This is a genomic window from Shewanella sp. ECSMB14102, from assembly GCF_000813075.1.
GTDB lineage: Bacteria > Pseudomonadota > Gammaproteobacteria > Enterobacterales > Shewanellaceae > Shewanella > Shewanella indica.
Genome location: NZ_JWGX01000024.1, coordinates 19,691 through 36,159 on the forward strand (window position 1 = coordinate 19,691; position 16,469 = coordinate 36,159).

Annotated in this window: 16 protein-coding genes and 2 pseudogenes; 6 read left to right on the forward strand and 12 right to left on the reverse strand. The window is 53.1% G+C overall.

The window, feature by feature from the left end; all coding sequences use genetic code 11:
• The first annotated feature begins 136 nt into the window (after window positions 1-136).
• On the forward strand, window positions 137-1,822 hold the full coding sequence (locus RC73_RS08685; RefSeq protein ID WP_039034279.1) for an MFS transporter: 1,686 nt from the start codon (window positions 137-139) through the stop codon (window positions 1,820-1,822).
• Here the strand turns inward: RC73_RS08685 and RC73_RS08690 are convergent.
• Window positions 1,819-2,304: a YajQ family cyclic di-GMP-binding protein gene (locus tag RC73_RS08690; protein ID WP_039034280.1), complete on the reverse strand. Its 486-nt coding sequence runs from the start codon at window positions 2,302-2,304 to the stop codon at window positions 1,819-1,821. The two genes, RC73_RS08685 and RC73_RS08690, sit on opposite strands and share 4 nt — an antisense overlap.
• Window positions 2,305-2,449: 145 nt before the next feature.
• Between RC73_RS08690 and RC73_RS08695 the strand changes: the two genes are divergently transcribed.
• Complete coding sequence (locus RC73_RS08695) at window positions 2,450-2,809, forward strand: VanZ family protein (RefSeq protein ID WP_039034281.1); 360 nt, start codon at window positions 2,450-2,452, stop codon at window positions 2,807-2,809.
• Window positions 2,810-2,813: 4 nt separating this feature from the next.
• Window positions 2,814-3,740 carry a ketopantoate reductase family protein gene (locus RC73_RS08700; protein WP_039034282.1) on the forward strand — a complete coding sequence of 309 codons (927 nt, stop codon included), beginning with the start codon at window positions 2,814-2,816 and terminating at the stop codon, window positions 3,738-3,740.
• A gap of 1 nt (window position 3,741) precedes the next feature.
• On the opposite strand, the pseudogene RC73_RS08705 reads toward RC73_RS08700, so the two are convergent.
• The 8 genes and pseudogenes from RC73_RS08705 to hemA all read right to left on the reverse strand — a co-directional run.
• Window positions 3,742-4,191, reverse strand: a pseudogene (locus RC73_RS08705) (EamA family transporter); the annotation flags it as partial.
• A 152-nt stretch (window positions 4,192-4,343) separates the two neighbouring features.
• Window positions 4,344-5,192, reverse strand: a complete 849-nt coding sequence (gene kdsA, locus RC73_RS08710; RefSeq protein WP_039034283.1) for a 3-deoxy-8-phosphooctulonate synthase — start codon at window positions 5,190-5,192, stop codon at window positions 4,344-4,346.
• A 44-nt stretch (window positions 5,193-5,236) separates the two neighbouring features.
• Window positions 5,237-6,508: a DUF819 family protein gene (locus RC73_RS08715; RefSeq protein WP_372239362.1), complete on the reverse strand. Its 1,272-nt coding sequence runs from the start codon at window positions 6,506-6,508 to the stop codon at window positions 5,237-5,239.
• A gap of 79 nt (window positions 6,509-6,587) precedes the next feature.
• Complete coding sequence (locus RC73_RS08720) at window positions 6,588-7,379, reverse strand: transglutaminase family protein (RefSeq protein ID WP_039034284.1); 792 nt, start codon at window positions 7,377-7,379, stop codon at window positions 6,588-6,590.
• The gene (locus RC73_RS08725) at window positions 7,379-7,774 is read right to left on the reverse strand and encodes a SirB2 family protein (protein ID WP_039034285.1); all 396 of its coding nucleotides are present in this window, start codon (window positions 7,772-7,774) and stop codon (window positions 7,379-7,381) included. The genes RC73_RS08720 and RC73_RS08725 overlap by 1 nt, the downstream gene beginning before the upstream one ends.
• A 156-nt stretch (window positions 7,775-7,930) precedes the next feature.
• A complete protein-coding gene (prmC, locus tag RC73_RS08730; RefSeq protein WP_039034286.1) occupies window positions 7,931-8,776 on the reverse strand; it encodes a peptide chain release factor N(5)-glutamine methyltransferase in 846 nt (281 codons plus the stop codon).
• Window positions 8,777-8,787: 11 nt separating this feature from the next.
• Window positions 8,788-9,873 (reverse strand): peptide chain release factor 1, encoded by a 1,086-nt coding sequence (gene prfA, locus RC73_RS08735; protein WP_039034287.1) that lies wholly within the window; start codon window positions 9,871-9,873, stop codon window positions 8,788-8,790.
• A gap of 14 nt (window positions 9,874-9,887) precedes the next feature.
• On the reverse strand, window positions 9,888-11,138 hold the full coding sequence (gene hemA, locus RC73_RS08740) for a glutamyl-tRNA reductase (protein ID WP_039034337.1): 1,251 nt from the start codon (window positions 11,136-11,138) through the stop codon (window positions 9,888-9,890).
• A gap of 247 nt (window positions 11,139-11,385) precedes the next feature.
• Between hemA and lolB the strand changes: the two genes are divergently transcribed.
• The 3 genes from lolB to RC73_RS08755 all read left to right on the forward strand — a co-directional run bounded on the left by lolB (window position 11,386) and on the right by RC73_RS08755 (window position 13,949).
• Entirely contained in the window at window positions 11,386-12,048 is a 663-nt protein-coding gene (gene lolB / locus RC73_RS08745) for a lipoprotein insertase outer membrane protein LolB (protein WP_411911935.1), read from the forward strand.
• Window positions 12,045-12,923 carry a 4-(cytidine 5'-diphospho)-2-C-methyl-D-erythritol kinase gene (gene ispE / locus RC73_RS08750; protein ID WP_039034288.1) on the forward strand — a complete coding sequence of 293 codons (879 nt, stop codon included), beginning with the start codon at window positions 12,045-12,047 and terminating at the stop codon, window positions 12,921-12,923. Before lolB ends, ispE begins: the two co-directional genes overlap by 4 nt.
• A 78-nt stretch (window positions 12,924-13,001) precedes the next feature.
• A complete protein-coding gene (locus RC73_RS08755) occupies window positions 13,002-13,949 on the forward strand; it encodes a ribose-phosphate pyrophosphokinase (RefSeq protein ID WP_028779717.1) in 948 nt (315 codons plus the stop codon).
• A 183-nt stretch (window positions 13,950-14,132) separates the two neighbouring features.
• Here the strand turns inward: RC73_RS08755 and RC73_RS08760 are convergent, their stop codons facing one another.
• From RC73_RS08760 to RC73_RS08770, 3 genes and pseudogenes are all read right to left on the reverse strand, one after another.
• Window positions 14,133-14,423 carry a hypothetical protein gene (locus RC73_RS08760; protein WP_039034289.1) on the reverse strand — a complete coding sequence of 97 codons (291 nt, stop codon included), beginning with the start codon at window positions 14,421-14,423 and terminating at the stop codon, window positions 14,133-14,135.
• A 96-nt stretch (window positions 14,424-14,519) separates the two neighbouring features.
• Window positions 14,520-15,329, reverse strand: coding sequence for a hypothetical protein (locus RC73_RS08765; RefSeq protein ID WP_039034290.1), 810 nt, complete (start codon window positions 15,327-15,329; stop codon window positions 14,520-14,522).
• Between the two features lie 17 nt (window positions 15,330-15,346).
• Window positions 15,347-15,437: pseudogene (locus RC73_RS08770) on the reverse strand.
• Window positions 15,438-16,469: the final 1,032 nt, after the last annotated feature.

Here is a 16,469-nt window from a genome sequence, read left to right on the forward strand (position 1 = left end):
AGTGACACTTTAATGACACGGGCGACCAATCCCCGGCTTTGCCGGGGATTTTTTATTGGGCAAACACCCAAGCACGCCTTGAAGTCGCAGGCGCAGGCTTTTACTCTAAGGCCTTTGACTCTCACCAAGCCGTGCCATGCCTCAATCTTTTTTTGCCAGCACCCGAGACGCCCTGAGTATCTATTTCCATAAGCGGGTACTCATCTTATTGCTGCTCGGTTTTTCCGCCGGCCTGCCGCTGATGCTGGTATTTTCCACCCTGTCTTTCTGGCTCAGGGAAGCCGGGGTAGACAGGGCCGCCATTGGCTATTTCAGTTGGGTGGCCTTGATCTATGCCTTCAAGTGGGCCTGGTCCCCCCTGGTCGATCGCATGCCCCTGCCTTTGTTCAGCCAACTTTTTGGCCGTCGCCGCGGCTGGATGCTGTTCTCCCAGCTATTACTGATAGCCGCCATTTTGGGGATGGCCGGCAGTGACCCCATGGAAGATCTCACCCATCTGGCACTGTTTGCGCTGATGGTGGCCTTTTCCTCCGCCACCCAGGACATAGTGGTCGATGCCTTTCGTATCGAGTCGGCGCCGGAGAAAATGCAGGCGGCACTGGCCGCCGCCTATCAGGTGGGCTATCGCAGCGCGATGATCATAGCCACGGCAGGCTCACTGACTATCGCCGCCTGGGTTTCTCCCGAGCCGGAAAGCTATGATCTCCAGAGCTGGCAAACCGCCTATCTGGTGATGGCAGGTTTGATGGGCATAGGCATACTGGCAACACTTTTTGCCAAAGAGCCGGCGGTGGATATCAGTTCGATAGGGGAAGAGGAAGCCATTCTCAGAGACAGACTCAGAGCCAATCTGGCACCCAGACTCTCTGTCTGGGCCGCGCCGGCCAACCTGTTTATCCTGCGCCATGGCAAGTTACTGCTCCTGCTGCTGGGGCTTTATTTCTGTTTTAGCCTGGCAGAGCCTTTCACCCAGGTACTGCAATCCTACTTTCCTAGTCAGGCCTTGAATACAGATACAGTCACTCTGGTCACTATGGGGCTCATTCTGCTGCTCTGGTTGCTGATCTTCGGCGTCAAAAGTAAAGACAGGGCGATTCAAGAGCGGGAAGCCAAGCAGCTGACCCAAGCCGGCACAGATAGGATGGCCGCCTTTATCTCCTGGCTATACAGTGCCGTGGCCCTGCCCTTTATCGATTTCTTTCGCCGCTACGGCAAGAGCGCGATTCTGATCCTTATGCTGATCTCCTGCTACCGGATCTCGGATATTGTCATGGGGATCATGGCCAATGTTTTCTATGTGGATATGGGCTTCAGCAAGGAGGAGATAGCCACCTTGAGCAAGGTCTATGGTCTGATCATGACCCTGGTGGGCTCGGCATTCGGCGGGGTGTTGTTGGCACGCTTCGGCACCATAAAAATCCTCTATGTCGGCGCCTTCCTGGTGGCCACCACCAATCTGTTGTTCGCCCTGCAGGCCATGGTGGGCTACAACGTGCCACTGCTGACCCTGGCAATTTCGGTGGACAACTTCAGCGGCGGTATCGCCACAGCGGCCTTTATCGCCTACCTTTCCAGCCTCACCAGCAGTGGCTACAGTGCCACTCAGTATGCGCTGCTGTCTTCGGTGATGTTACTGTTTCCCAAGTTTATTGCCGGCTTCTCCGGCGCCTGGGTCAACGCCTTTGGCTATGTAAATTTCTTTGTCAGCGCCAGCATCATAGGCTTGCCCGTGCTGCTGCTAATTTGGCTGGTGCAAAAAAACAGCCCGCCGAGGCGGGCTGATACTGCTCAGGATACGCTCAAGTCGCAGATTAACGACTAGTCGCGGAAATTATTGAACTGGAAAGGCTGGCCCAGCTCGGTATTACGGGCCAGCGCCATCACAGCCTGCAAGTCATCACGCTTCTTGCCTGTGACCCGTACCGAGTCGCCCTGGATTTGCGCCTGCACCTTTATCTTGCTGTCTTTGATCTGTTTTACCAGCTTCTTGGCCACATCAGCCTCTATGCCTTGTTTGAACTTAACCTTCAAAGAGAACATCTTGCCGCTGTGAATCGCCTTTTCATCCACTTCCATCGCCTTGGGATCCACATTACGACGGCTCAGTTGGGTTCTTAAAATATCCACCATCTGATTGCACTGAAAGTCCGACTCTGCCGACAGGGTCACTACAAAGTCTTTATACTCCACCGCAAATTCCACCCCACGGAAATCGAAGCGGGTATCCAATTCACGTTTGCTGTTATCCACTGCGTTACGCAGCTCAACGGCATCTACTTCTGACACTATATCGAATGAGGGCATTTCATCGCCTTTTACTTATCAGTCAAACCAATAGCGCCAGTCTACCCTAAGTTGAAGCAGAGCTGAATAAATCCAAGTCTGCTGATGACAGCCAGGCTTTATTTTGACTATGATGTTCGCCAAGCTTTCCAACCCTGCGTGATTTGTGATTAACCGACAGCTGCTGTTTAAAATTGCTTTGTTGATTGCCCTGGCGGTGATCAGCTACCTGGTTTTTTCCAAGCCTAACTACCCTCAGAGCATTCCTAACCTGGATAAAGTGGGCCATATCGGCAGTTTCTTTGCCCTCGCCTGGCTGACCTATCTGGCATTTCGCCCCCGCTGGTACTTAATGTTTGCCACCCTGGCCGGCTACGGCATTCTGATAGAGATGGTGCAATCCCGCCTGCCTTACCGCAGTGCCGATATGGCCGACTTTGTCGCCGATATGACCGGAGTCGTACTCTTCTACGTATCTCTCTGGGGCTATCGCAAGTATTTTGGCGCCGCCATGCTGAAGGAGTAACGGGATGCAGATAGGGATCCTCGGCGTTGGGGCCATAGGGCAACTGCTGGCGCAGCAACTGGCTGCAGCCGGTCTTGAACCTTGGTTATTACCCAGAGTGTTACCAACAGCCAACACCCTGCCATTGGCGCAGCAGGGCGAAGAACACGTCTATACCCTGGAGCTTGGCGACCAGAGTCTGCAAACATCGTTTCTGTGCCTGGCGCAGGACTCGAGCAAGCTCAAGCAGCTCGATCTCTTGCTGGTCACAGTCAAAGCCTATCAGGTTGAAGCGGCGCTGGAGCCTGTGCTGCCAAGACTTCACCCGAATTGTCGCATCCTGCTACTGCACAATGGACTTGGTCCTCATCAAAGTCTGGCCGCCAAGCTGAATGAGCGGCCACTGAGCCTGGGCACGACAAGTCAGGCGGCGCTGAGACTAAGCAGCAATCATATTCGCCAAACCGGCAGTGGCCTGACCCAGATAGGTGACTTAATCGGCGCCCCCATGCCAGAGGTGATGAAAACCGCTCTGCTCAATGCTATTCCCGGCAGTCAGTGGAGCAATGCCATTCTCGAAGCCCTGTGGCAAAAGCTGGCGGTCAATGCCGTTATCAATCCGCTGACCGCCATTCACAGAGTCAACAACGGTGCCCTGGCCGCCCCCGAGTTTGAGGGAACAATCTGCGCCATTCTCGATGAACTGTTACAGGTAGCCAAGCAGGAAGGCATAGCGCTGACGTTCGATGCGCTGCACGCCAGAGTCAAGGAAGTGATACGGCTAACCGCCGCCAACTACTCCTCCATGTATCAGGATCTCAAGCACGGCCGCAAGACGGAAATTGACTATATCAACGGTTACCTGCAACAGCGCGCCGAGCAATATGGGCTCTCGCTGCCAATCAACAGCGAACTGCTGGCCCAGATAAAGGCATTGGAGCCACACGGCTAAATCATCCCCAAAGCACCAATACCGCGGCCAGGGCAATCAATACCAGGCCGCCCATATCCTTGACCTTGACCCGCTGCTTGAGCCAAAGGCTGGAGAACAGCATCATAAAGAAGACTTCCGCCTGCCCGAGCGTTTTCACATAAGGCACGGCCGTGAGCGACATGGCGCTGAACCAACCTATGGAGCCCAGACAACTGCTGATGCTGATGGCCAGGGTCAACCTGGGCCTGTGCCAGAGTTTTTTAAGGGTTTCTTTATCTTTGATAAGAAGCCAGGCGAGCAGCAACAAGGTCTGCAGCAAAATAACCAACAAGAGTACCCAGGCGGCACGGTGAGGAAACGGCAAGCCCAGCACCAGGCTTGCTTCCCGAACCCAGAGCGAAGTCAGCGCCAAGGCGCTGCCGCACCCCAACCCCAGCAGCAGCGTCTTGAAGGACAAGCCTTTGAGCCCGAGAATGCTTGCCGATGAACAGCAAGCCATGACTGCAATGAAAAACGCCCGCAATCGCGGGCGTTTAAGGCTAACATGCTAGTTAAGTGATTCGCTATTCAACCAAGGGTGCAGCTTTCAGCAGCTTAGGTAAGGTTAACCAAGCGCTTGGCTCAGCGACTGGTATCCAGCGCCGGGAAAGACTTCACCAGCTCATCAACGGCCTTCATCTGGCTCAGATACCCTTCCAGTTGCTGCAGTGGCAAGGCACAAGGGCCATCACACTTGGCATTATCCGGGTCCGGGTGCGCTTCAATAAACAGCCCGGCCAGTCCCAGCGCCATACCGCTGCGGGCCAGTTCGGTTGCCTGGGCACGACGACCACCGGCAGAATCTTCACGGCCGCCAGGACGCTGCAGCGCATGGGTGGCATCGAAGATCACCGGGTAGCCGGATTGCTTCATCTCATCCATGCCCAGCATATCCACCACCAGGTTGTTATAACCAAAGCAGCTGCCACGCTCACAGAGAATGATCTCATCATTACCCGCTTCGTTGAATTTCTTGATGATATGCCGCATCTCATGGGGCGCCAGGAACTGAGGCTTTTTGACATTGATGATAGCCCCTGTTTTGGCCATGGCCACCACCAGATCTGTCTGGCGCGCCAGGAAGGCCGGCAACTGGATGATGTCCACGACTTCGGCCACAGGCGCGCACTGGTAAGGCTCATGCACATCGGTAATCAATGGCAGCTTGAAGGTATCCTTGATCTCCTGGAAGATTTTCAAACCTTCTTCCATGCCGGGGCCACGATAGGAGTTGACGGATGAGCGGTTGGCCTTGTCGAAGGAGGCCTTAAACACATAAGGGATCCCCAGCTTCTGAGTGACTTCCGCGTAGGTTTCGGCAATGGTCATCGCCAAGTCCCGCGACTCGAGTACATTCATGCCACCGAACAGCACAAAGGGCTTGTCATTGGCTATCTCGATAGCCCCCAGATGTATGGTTTTATTACTCATCGCAACTTCTCTCTTGAATGCCGCTCATGCGGCGTTAACTTAAATCAGCCGGCCACGGCCTGCAGCAACTGGCCACAGAGCCAGGCCATATAAGTGCCTAAAGCATAGCCGAATACCGCCAGCAGTACACCTACGGGTGCCAGTGCCGGATGGAAGGCCGCTGCCACTACGGGCGCAGACGCCGCGCCGCCAACGTTGGCCTGACTGCCCACCGCCATGTAAAACAGCGGCGCACGGATAAGCTTGGCCACCAGCAGCATCAATCCCGAATGCACCAACATCCAGATAATGCCCACCAGGAAGTAAATCGGCGTATCCAGAATTTGGGATACATCCATATGCAAACCGATTGTAGCCACCAGTATGTAGAGGTAGGCCGAGGCTATCTTGGAGGCGCCGGCCGCTTCCAAATGACGGGCCGGACTGAATGACAGCAGCAAACCTATAGTGGTCACTATCACCACCAGCCAGAAGAATCCGGAGGTCAGACTGTATTGCTCGGTCCAGGGATAGTTGGTTGCGAACCAGGGTGCCAGCAGATCGGCGCCAACATGGGCCAGACCGGTAATACCAAAGCCCACAGCCACTATCAGCATAATGTCGCGCAGGCTGGGAATGCGGGCGTTTTCGGCATGATATTGCTCCACCTTGGCCTTGAGGCTTTCAATGGCGCTGGTATCTGCACCTGTCTTGGCATCTATCTCCTTGGCCCTGGATGCCATAAACAGCAGCACGGCCATCCAGATGTTGGCGACTATCACATCGACAGTGACCATCACGGAGAAGATATTGCCGCCCACTTCATAAATCTCTTTCATCGCCGCCTGGTTGGCACCACCGCCAATCCAGCTGCCGGCGAGTGTCGTCATGCCGCGCCAGACTGCGTCCGGGCCGTGGCCAGCGGTCAATGTCGGGTCGATTGCCGACATAATAAGCAGGGCAATCGGGCCACCTATGACAATGCCCATGGTGCCGGTCAAAAACATCACTACCGCCTTGGGACCCAGCCCCAGAATGGCTTTGAGGTCGACGCTGAGGATCAACAATACCAAACAGGCAGGCAGCAGATAACGGGACGCCACATAGTAAAGTTTGGAGCTGCTGCCATCGACAATCCCAAAGGTATTGAGCAAGGATGGCAGGAAGTAACACAGCAACAAGGCCGGGATGAAACGGTAAAACTTTTGCCAGAAAGGATGGCTGCTGCTGTTGGTGTAAAAAACGAAGCCGAGAATGGCGGCCAGAATGCCGAGCGCGGTGGCGTCATTGGTCACCAACGCAGTCATTTCAGTGGCCGCCTGTGAGGTACTGCTCATAGGTCCTATCTCCCTTGCGATTGCAATTTATTGTTTTATTTTAATATTTATATTTTTATCACTGCCCTCGCGGGCAGGTTCAATGAAAGGTCTGAGGGTCGTCTCCCAATTCTCTGAGTTGCATCTTCACCAGCTCCACCACGGGGTCGTGTGGGCTGTTGTCGACAAAATACTGCAGATCGGCGCTGGCGACATGAATCGCCCCCAGTTGCTGGGCAATAAAGGCGCGCTCCCGATGCAGGCTGAGATCGTCGGCATGCCATTCAAGTAGCAAATTACAGCACTCCATCGCGACTTCAAACTCATGGGCAACTATGGCGCCCGCCTTGAGTTCATGCAGCATGCGGGTCATCAGCCTCTGGGTGCCAACCGGCTTGAGGTAAGACGCTTTTAGCGGCGCGCTGTTCCCAAGCTCACCGCGAACCAGGGCATGCAAGCGCTCTTTGCTGAGGCGCTCCCCCCGAAGCGGGTCGAGATAGATGAGTTCACCGGCCACGTGGCAGGCCAGCACTGTGGTGCCCGGCAGCAGCACAGGGTCGAATTTCAAGTCCAGCTGTTTGCCCAGCAACATAAGCACAGTTGCCAATGTGGTGCTGTTCCCCTGGCGGCTGAGAATACACTGGCCCAGATCGGCCGCCTGCCGGGAAAAATAGTCTTCCCTGGGGCCAAACCCCAGGTCCTTGTAAAACCAGTCCAGCAGCGCCTGGAAGCGCCGCTGCTGATCCACCAGATAATGGCTGAGCACTGAGCCGGACAGTTCCAGCCAGGCCCAGTTAGCCTGTTTGGCCAAGCCAAAGCCCAGATGTTGGCAAAGCTCAAATGCCGACTCGGGCAGAGAGAGTTCGTCTTGCTTAAGAGAATATTGTTGCATTACCCCAGAATTACCGCTTGTTTGAAGTGTGCCAGTTTTGCCGCATAAACCACCCAGCCCAGAGCACCGAGGAAGGCAAAGATCCGGAAGATCAGATTCCGGTTGGACTTGAGCGCCATCACGCCCAGCAGTATGTAAGCGACCACTGCGCCTATCTTCTCCGTCATCCAAGGATCAACGAAGGGATACTGCTTAATCATAAAACACAGAATCAATCCGGACAGCAGCAGGAAAGTATCGATCACATGGGGACCTACCTTCAGCAGTTTCTTGTCCATAATGGCTGACTGACGCAGCTTAAGCACGAAACGCACAATGAACAGCAATACGCTGACGGCGATTAGAGTCATGTGCAGGTGTTTAACTGCCGGATACAGGCTGTAAAAAGTTTCCATCGGATAGCTATCTGTAGGTGAACAAAGGCGACAGTGTACCCTATCGCAGTGCTCAGCACCAAGGCCAAGCCGCTGTCGAAAAGGCAGAATTAAGGCAGGAAGTGGGGACGATATTCGCGGTTTTCAAGCCCGGGCGTGACTCCCGGGCACAGAGACTCAACCGGGCCACAAACCCAGAGTACATCTTTCATTGGAGCCAAAATCACGCACTGTGGCCACCTGTTGATAACCGAGCTCGGCAAGTTTCTCCCTGAGTTTCACCGCTTGGGCATAACCATGCTCCAGCAGCAGATAACCGCCCGGCAGCAAGTGCTCCCTGGCATGGGCTGCGATATGGAATAGGTCGGCAAAACCCTGATCGGCGGCGGTCAAGGCGCTGCGGGGTTCAAAGCGCACATCGCCCATCTCAAGATGCTCATCATCCTCCTCAATATAGGGAGGGTTGGAGACAATCAGCTGGAACTTGCGCCCCTGAACCGCCGAAAACCAGTCGCTCTGAAGGATCTCCACCTGTGGCAACTTCAGGTTATCCCGGTTGGCACAGGCCAGCGCCACCGCGGCCTCGACCTTATCGACAGCAGTCACTCGCCAGCCTTGCCGTTCATGGGCCAGCGCCAGCGCGATAGCACCGGTACCTGTGCCGAGATCCAGCACGGCGATATCATCTGAAAGCGGCAGATTGAGCGCGGTTTCCACCAGGATTTCCGTATCCGGGCGCGGGATAAGGGTGGATTCATTAACGATAAAAGGCAGTGACCAGAACTCGCGCTCACCGACAATATGAGCCACAGGCACACCTTGGCTGCGACGCTGCACCATCAGGGTGAACTGCTTGTGTTGTTCGGCCGATAAGTTTCTTTCGGGCCAGGTATAGAGAAAACTGCGGCTCTTGCCCAAGCAATGCAGCAACAGGGCTTCGGCATCTGCATGGGCAGACTCGGACGATGCGGCCAGCATAGAAGAGGCCCATTGCAGGGCCTCGGCAATATTGAGTTTAGTCACAGACAGTCCTTTTATTCGTCGGACAGAGCCGCCAGCATGTCAGCCTGATGCTCTTGCATCAAAGGCTCAAGCAGCTGCTCCAGGTCTCCTTCCATCACCTCGTTGAGACGATACAGTGTCAGGTTGATCCTGTGGTCGCTCACCCTTCCCTGAGGGAAATTATAGGTACGGATCCGCTCTGAGCGGTCACCGCTACCCACCAGAGAGCGACGGGTAGATTCTTCGGCGCTGCGGCGTTTTTCATCTTCAGCCGCCTGCAAACGGGCCGCCAGTACGCTCAAGGCCTGAGCCTTGTTCTTGTGCTGTGAGCGCTGATCCTGGCATTCCACCACCAAACCTGTGGGCAAGTGGGTAATACGAATTGCCGAGTCGGTTTTGTTAACGTGCTGACCACCGGCACCGGAAGAGCGGAAGGTGTCGATACGCAGCTCGGCCGGGTTGATTTCCACCGCCTGGGCCTCGGGCACTTCGTGCATAACGGCCACGGTACAGGCCGAGGTATGCACCCGCCCCTGGGATTCGGTTTCCGGCACCCTTTGTACCCTGTGACCACCGGACTCAAACTTGAGTTTGCCGTAAACACCGTCACCGCTGACTTTGGCTATCACCTCTTTGAAACCGCCATGCTCGCCTTCGCTGGCGCTCATAACTTCGACCTGCCAGCGCTGGCTCTCGGCATAACGACTGTACATACGGAATAGATCGCCGGCAAAGATAGCCGCTTCATCACCGCCTGCACCGGCACGGATTTCCAGAAAGGCGTTGCTGGCATCATTGGGATCTTTGGGCAACAGCAGAATTTGCAACTCGCCTTCCAGCTGCTCCAACTGAGCGCGGGCCGCCTTGATCTCTTCCTGAGCCATCTCTTTCAGCTCAGGATCTTCCTCGGCCAGCATCTCCTGTGCGGTTTGCAGATCCGCCTGCGCCTGCTGGTAGGCCTTAAAGCCTTTGACCACATCTTCAAGCTGAGCATATTCCCGTGACAGGGCTCTGAACCTGTCCTGATCCGCTATGACACCTGCATCACTGAGCAAGGCCAATACTTCTTCATTACGCTCAAGCAAGCCTTCCAGCTTGCGGATAACGGATTCCTTCATTTAGCTCGCTAACCTTAGTGTTTATCCAAGCCGAGCGCGGTTCTCAATTGACCCAAAGCATTGAGATCCCCCTGACGACTGGCAGCAGTCAGGGCCTGGGTCGGAGCATGGATCAGTCTGTTGGTCAGGCGGTTAGCCAGTTCCAGCAGCACCTGCTCTGTGTCTGCTCCCTGTGCCAACTTGTTCATAGCCCGTTCAACCAGCTCATCTTTAATCGCCATGCTCTGGGTACGATATTCGCGAATGCTGTCGACCGATTCCAGTGAACGAACCCACTCCATAAACTGGTGTGAATGCTCTTCGGCAATGACTTCCGCTTGCTCGGCGGCCTCTCTACGGGAGGCCATATTCTGTTCGATTATGCTTTGCAGATCATCGACCGTGTAGAGGAAGGCATCGTCCAAATCACCGACTTCTGCCTCAATATCACGGGGAACCGCTATATCAACCAATAACATAGGTTGATGGCGGCGCTGCTTCAGCGCTTTTTCTACCATGCCCTTGCCCAGAATAGGCAGCGGACTGGCGGTAGAGGATATCACGATATCGGCCTTGGGGAGAAAATCTGGTATCTGTTCCAGGGTAATCGCCTGGGCATTAAACTCTTCGCACATGGCTTCGGCGCGGGAAATGGTGCGGTTGGCCACCACCATGCTGGTCACACCGTTTTCCTTCAGATGACGGGCAACCAGTTCTATGGTTTCACCGGCACCTATGAGTAGTACCTTGGTAGTCGCCAGAGAGGAGAAGATATGTTTGGCCATGCTGACGGCGGCAAAAGCTACCGAAACCGCCGCAGTACCGATTTCCGTTTCGGTGCGCACCTTCTTGGCCACGGCAAAAGTATTTTGGAACAGGCGATCCAGTGTCAGTGCCACTGTGCCTGATTCCTTGGCCTTGGCAAACGCCTGTTTGACCTGACCGAGGATCTGCGGCTCGCCCAGCACCAGAGAGTCAAGCCCGGATGCGACCCGCATTAAATGTTGCACCGCGGGTTGCCCACAGTGTTGGTAAAGGCAAGGGGCCACCTCTTCATGGCTCAGGCCATGATAGTCTTCCAACCAACGCACCACCTGCTCGGCATTTTCTGTATTGCAGTAAAGCTCGGTACGGTTACAGGTGGAAACGATGACGGCTTCCCCGCTCTGGGTCTCCTTGGCCAGGCTGCGCATGGCGTCATGGATCTTATCCGGGGCAAAGGCAACTTTCTCACGCAGGTCAACAGTGGCGGTTTTATGGTTTATACCAATTGCTACAAGGCTCATCTGAACTCGTTCTGGACTCTTGGCGTCGCTGTAGGATGCGGCCATTCTACTGAATTGGCCACCTTAAAAACAGAATACGCTTAACAAAACCGAATAAAGGTCTAACTTCTCAACCAATTTATCAATTAAGCTAAGCAGGTGCTGGCAAAAGCCACAAGGGCGACACCACTGGGGTCGACGCTTATTGGTATTCTGCCAAAGCCCTCGTATCATAGGCGGCCTACACAGTGAACAACAGATGATTATTTTGAAGTACTTCACAAAAACCTGTTTTACACCTCTGTCGGCACTGCGCTTGTTGTTGCCCTTATTGCTCCTTACGTTGCTCGGTGGTTGTAGCAGCTTGCCCGATACCCGCTGGCAGGCGACTCAAGTCAAGCACGCCAACCAAGCCAAGGCCTGGGAGCTGAAAGGCAAGCTGGCGGTAAAGACTCCTGAGGAAAAATTCAGCACTAATCTCTATTGGCTGCATACCCCGACGACGGAAGAGCTGAGACTCACCACCATGTTGGGCACCAGTGTGATGCTGCTGAAGAGCGGCCCGGATGGCGCCTTTTTGGAGCTGGACGGCGAAGTCTACCGCAACCGTGACCCGCAGCGTTTACTCGATGGCCTCAGCAGCTGGAGTATTCCGCTTAACGCCCTGCCCCGCTGGGTGCTTGGCCTCAGCGCCGCCGACACTGAACTCCTGCTCACAAACAATGACGGTAAACCCCAGAGCCTGGAAGATGGCAGCGTTAACCCGCCATGGCAGGTGAAGTACCTCAGTTGGCAGCAACAAAGCGGTGCCGATATTCCGCGCCTTCTCAAACTCAATCGCGGCGCACTCGAACTCAAGATCCAGTTAACCGAGTGGCAGGCGCTCGAAGCCCAGAGCACACTCATCACCAAGGAAAGCCAGCAGCCATGAGCCTCGATCACCCAAACCTCCAGCCCAATAGTCTTTCGCTTGGCTGGCCGGCCCCGGCCAAGCTGAACCTGTTTTTGCACATCAATGGCCGCCGCCAAGACGGCTACCATGAACTACAGACCCTGTTTCAGTTTCTCGACCATGGCGATCTGTTGGACTTTAAAGTCACCACCAATGGCGAACTCAAACTGCACTCCAATTTGGGCGCCGCTGTCCCGGATAGCGATAACTTAATTCTCAAGGCCGCAAAATCATTGCAGCAAGCCAGTGGCTGTGAAATGGGGGCCGAGATCTGGCTCGACAAGAAGCTGCCCATGGGCGGCGGTCTGGGAGGCGGGTCGTCGGATGCAGCCACGACTCTGGTGGCTCTCAATGCCCTGTGGCAAACCGGCCTGAGCGAAGCGGAACTTGAACAAATTGGTTTAAAACTCGGCGCAGATGTTCCTGTTTTCATTAAGGGCATGGCGGCCTTTGCCGAAGGGGTCGGCGAAAAACTTCAGCCGGTGAAACCGGCCGAACCTTGGTATCTGATATTGGTTCCCGAGGCCCATGTTTCCACTGAAAAAGTATTCCATGACCCTGATTTACCGAGAGATACTCCCAAGCTCTCTCTGGAGCAACTACTGAGCAGCCCCTGGCAAAACGATTGTCAGGAACTGGTGTGTCGCCATTACCCTCAAGTTGCCAAGGCCTTGGCCTGGCTGCTAGAATATGCGCCGTCCAGAATGACCGGAACCGGCGCCTGCGTGTTCGGGGAATTCGAAAAACAGCAACAAGCTCTCGATTGTCTGGCAAAGCTGCCGTCATCATTCAAAGGCTTTGTTGCCAAAGGGATAAATAGATCGCCGCTTCAGAGTCGACTGGCTCGCCTCTGAACAGTTTCTTCCGGGATAAAGCGCTGCAACCGTTTTATCCCAGCCACTAAAATAAAGCAAACGCCTGAGGTTCTTACAGTGCCCGACATCAAGCTCTTTGCTGGGAACGCTACCCCCAGTCTCGCCAAAAAGATAGCAGACCGTCTTTTTTGTAAACTCGGAGACGCAGAGGTAGGCCGTTTCAGCGATGGTGAAATCAGTGTCCAGATAAACGAAAATGTACGTGGTGCTGATGTGTTTATCATTCAGTCCACCTGCGCACCAACCAACGACAACCTGATGGAGTTGATCGTAATGGTTGATGCCCTGCGCCGCGCGTCAGCCGGCCGTATCACAGCCGTTATCCCTTACTTTGGTTATGCCCGTCAGGACCGCCGTGTCCGCAGCGCCCGTGTACCCATTACCGCCAAAGTGGTTGCCGATTTCCTCTCCAGCGTGGGTGTCGACAGAGTACTGACCTGTGACCTGCACGCCGAGCAGATCCAGGGCTTCTTCGATGTACCGGTAGACAACGTCTTCGGTAGCCCTGTGCTGCTTGAAGATATGCTGGCCAAGAAGCTGGATAACCCTGTAGTTGTTTCCCCCGATATCGGTGGTGTTGTTCGCGCCCGCGCCGTAGCCAAACTGCTCGACGACTCAGATCTGGCGATCATCGACAAGCGTCGCCCACAGGCCAACGTGGCTCAGGTAATGCACATCATAGGTGACGTTCAAGGCCGTGACTGCATCATAGTTGATGACATGATCGACACAGGTGGCACTCTGTGTAAGGCTGCTGAAGCCCTGAAAGAACACGGCGCCAACCGCGTCTTTGCTTATGCGACCCACCCGGTATTCTCCGGTAACGCCGCCAGCAACATAGTAAATTCAGTGATCGACGAAGTCATAGTCACTGACACTGTGCCTTTGAGCCCAGAAATGCTCAAGACAGGCAAAGTGAGCCAGCTGACCATGTCAGCGGTACTGGCCGAGGCTATCCGCCGCGTCAGCAACGAAGAATCTATCTCTGCCATGTTCCAGCACTAAGCTGACATGCAGAGTTAACAAGAAACGCACCTTAGGGTGCGTTTTTTTATGCTTGATATCTGGGTTGCCATTATATGGCCCATCAGCTGCGGTGCGGATAGGCAGAAAGCCTGAATGCCGTGAAGAGCAAGATGTTCGAGAGCGGCCATCTCGCACAGGCGATTTTGTTATTTTTTTATTTTGTTAACTGTTTTGTATTTGCTGATTATAGAATTCACAGCGTTCCTCTAAGCCCATAGACTTTGCAGCATCTTTGAGCTTTACCCAAATTTCTTCTGGAGGCTTACTTGTTGCCTCAAGTGCTGCTTCTTCTAGCATATCCAGTGCTAGTTCTAGCTCGTTGTGATCAAGGTATTCATCGTACTCGGCGATATATTTGCCAACACCCGGGCATTCACAAAGAACTGCACGAGCCTCACTCAACAAAGCGATAGTAATCTTCCACTTTTTTTCCAATTCTTCTCTGAAGCTCATATGACAGTTAACGCCGCATTAAGGTGTGAACGACGCTTGGCTATACTTGAGCGAAGCGAAACTGCCAAGCGTTGAGAATCACTCTTAAATGCTTTGTTAAATTCGATCTTTTACTAGATACCGCGCTTCAAATAAGTCATTTCTTTCAGATTCAGAGATACTTTTAAAGTTCTGGCTAATGAAGTAATCAAACTTACGCTTTTGGCGTTTTTCACCATTTACACCGATTACATTTTTATACACAACTTCTAAGTGCTTATCTTTGATTAAATTTGCAAATGACTCCAAATCTGTAATCGTTGGCGTCAAATGCTGGTCAACCCACCGTACAAACCTAATTGTCACAGCTATCATTGTTGAAAAGTCCTTTAAAGTAATAGAACCTCCATCAAAGTGCTTTAGAGTGTCAGAAATAGAAATAGCAGCATGATTGGCTTTAATACTGTCCTCGTGCTCAATCAGAATATTTCTGTAATGCTGCGAGAACTTCGATGTACTACCGTGAACAACCTTATTCCTCCAGCGAACAAGAAGCACAACTAAAGGCTCCCAATAAGCAGTCATACCAGAGAGTGCGCTCGATTTAGATAGTTGCGCTACTTTTTCAGCAGCCCCATCAATACCACCAATTTTCTTTACTACAGGAGCTTGGTTTTCGCATTCACTAATAAACTTGATGTAATCTAGCAATGCCTCTTCCACGAATACTAGTGCGGACTTTATAGCATGTGCCCTAGCTTGAAGCGCAGTCGCTTTGGGATCTCTTGGTTCCCAAGTTATCGTTAGGTCATTTGATTTTGTGACAGTACCATCAGCAACTCCGTCTAGCCCAACACAAATAGTATTGAGTAAGAATACTGAATCACCGACGGACTTTAAGAATTGTTTTAGTCCTTCGCTTTCCACGAAAGCCTCCGAAGAATTGGCGGTGCCGTTGGGAATCGAACCCAAGACCTTCTGCGATAAAACCGAAAGATAATAAGCAGACGTCCAAACCAACTAGACCGCAGCACCGAGATGAAAAGTATATGACACAGGAAACATAGTCAAATATTAACGTCAAGAATTTAACAGCTGTATAGTGCGCATGCGCGTTTTAGTCCTCGGAGGAGTGTCAACGCGCATCGCTATCTGTTTGTATTAGCTGGATATAATGCAATTTAGTCCTAATATCCCTTACAGCTAAACGCGCATGCGCGGTTTCCAAACCTATTATCTACCAGCTGTATTTTTTAACGTTATGAATTTAATGTTATTTTCTAAAATGTTACAGAAATAACGCGCAAACTTAGCTGCAAATTTCCAGCATTTTGTCGAGAAGGTCAATAATACTGTATAAAAATCAGTTCTGAGGTGCTTGTCATAAGCGCTTCAAGCTGTACAACCTATGGCCTTACAAAAAACGTCGAGTAAAGACATGGCTACCGCACGGGTCCAAACTCTGTTTGTCCCTGCATTCCGCTAAAATCGGAAAAGTGTTGCAGCTTTCGCCTTAAGCTTAAGGAAGTACTAAAACTAAGCGGTTGAATTGGTTATACAATACCCAGCATTGAATGTGAAAACAATTAGCCAAAGGTCAAGTTTTGACAAAGGCAATAAAACACTGATTTGGTTTGTTTTTGAAGCAGAATTGACTGGGGGTTTGCATTCTTCCCTGCTTTCAACGGTCACAGTCCCACCAGTGCCTGGAAATATGTGTATGTTTTTGGGCTTATGCACGATTTCAAATTCGCCTAATCATCAGGAACCTCAAATGCTAAAGGTATACACTTTTCCCGCTCGAAGCGGCCGCAGGGCGTTGATGACAATCGCGTAGCGAGGCATGGATGCCGAAGCAGCGCCAGTCGAATCAGGGATGAGCGTCTGGCGCGATAGCGAATTGGCATCATAAGCACAAGGGGTTTTCCGCTGCGTCGCGGGTCGCTGGGGGTTTGGGAAGGGGGCGAGTCGATACAGCCCCCTTTCCTCGGGTGTGGGGCGGTGAGTGTCGCATAGCGACATGCTTACGAGCGAGAGCCATAGATGGCGAACTGGCAGTTGTGCATG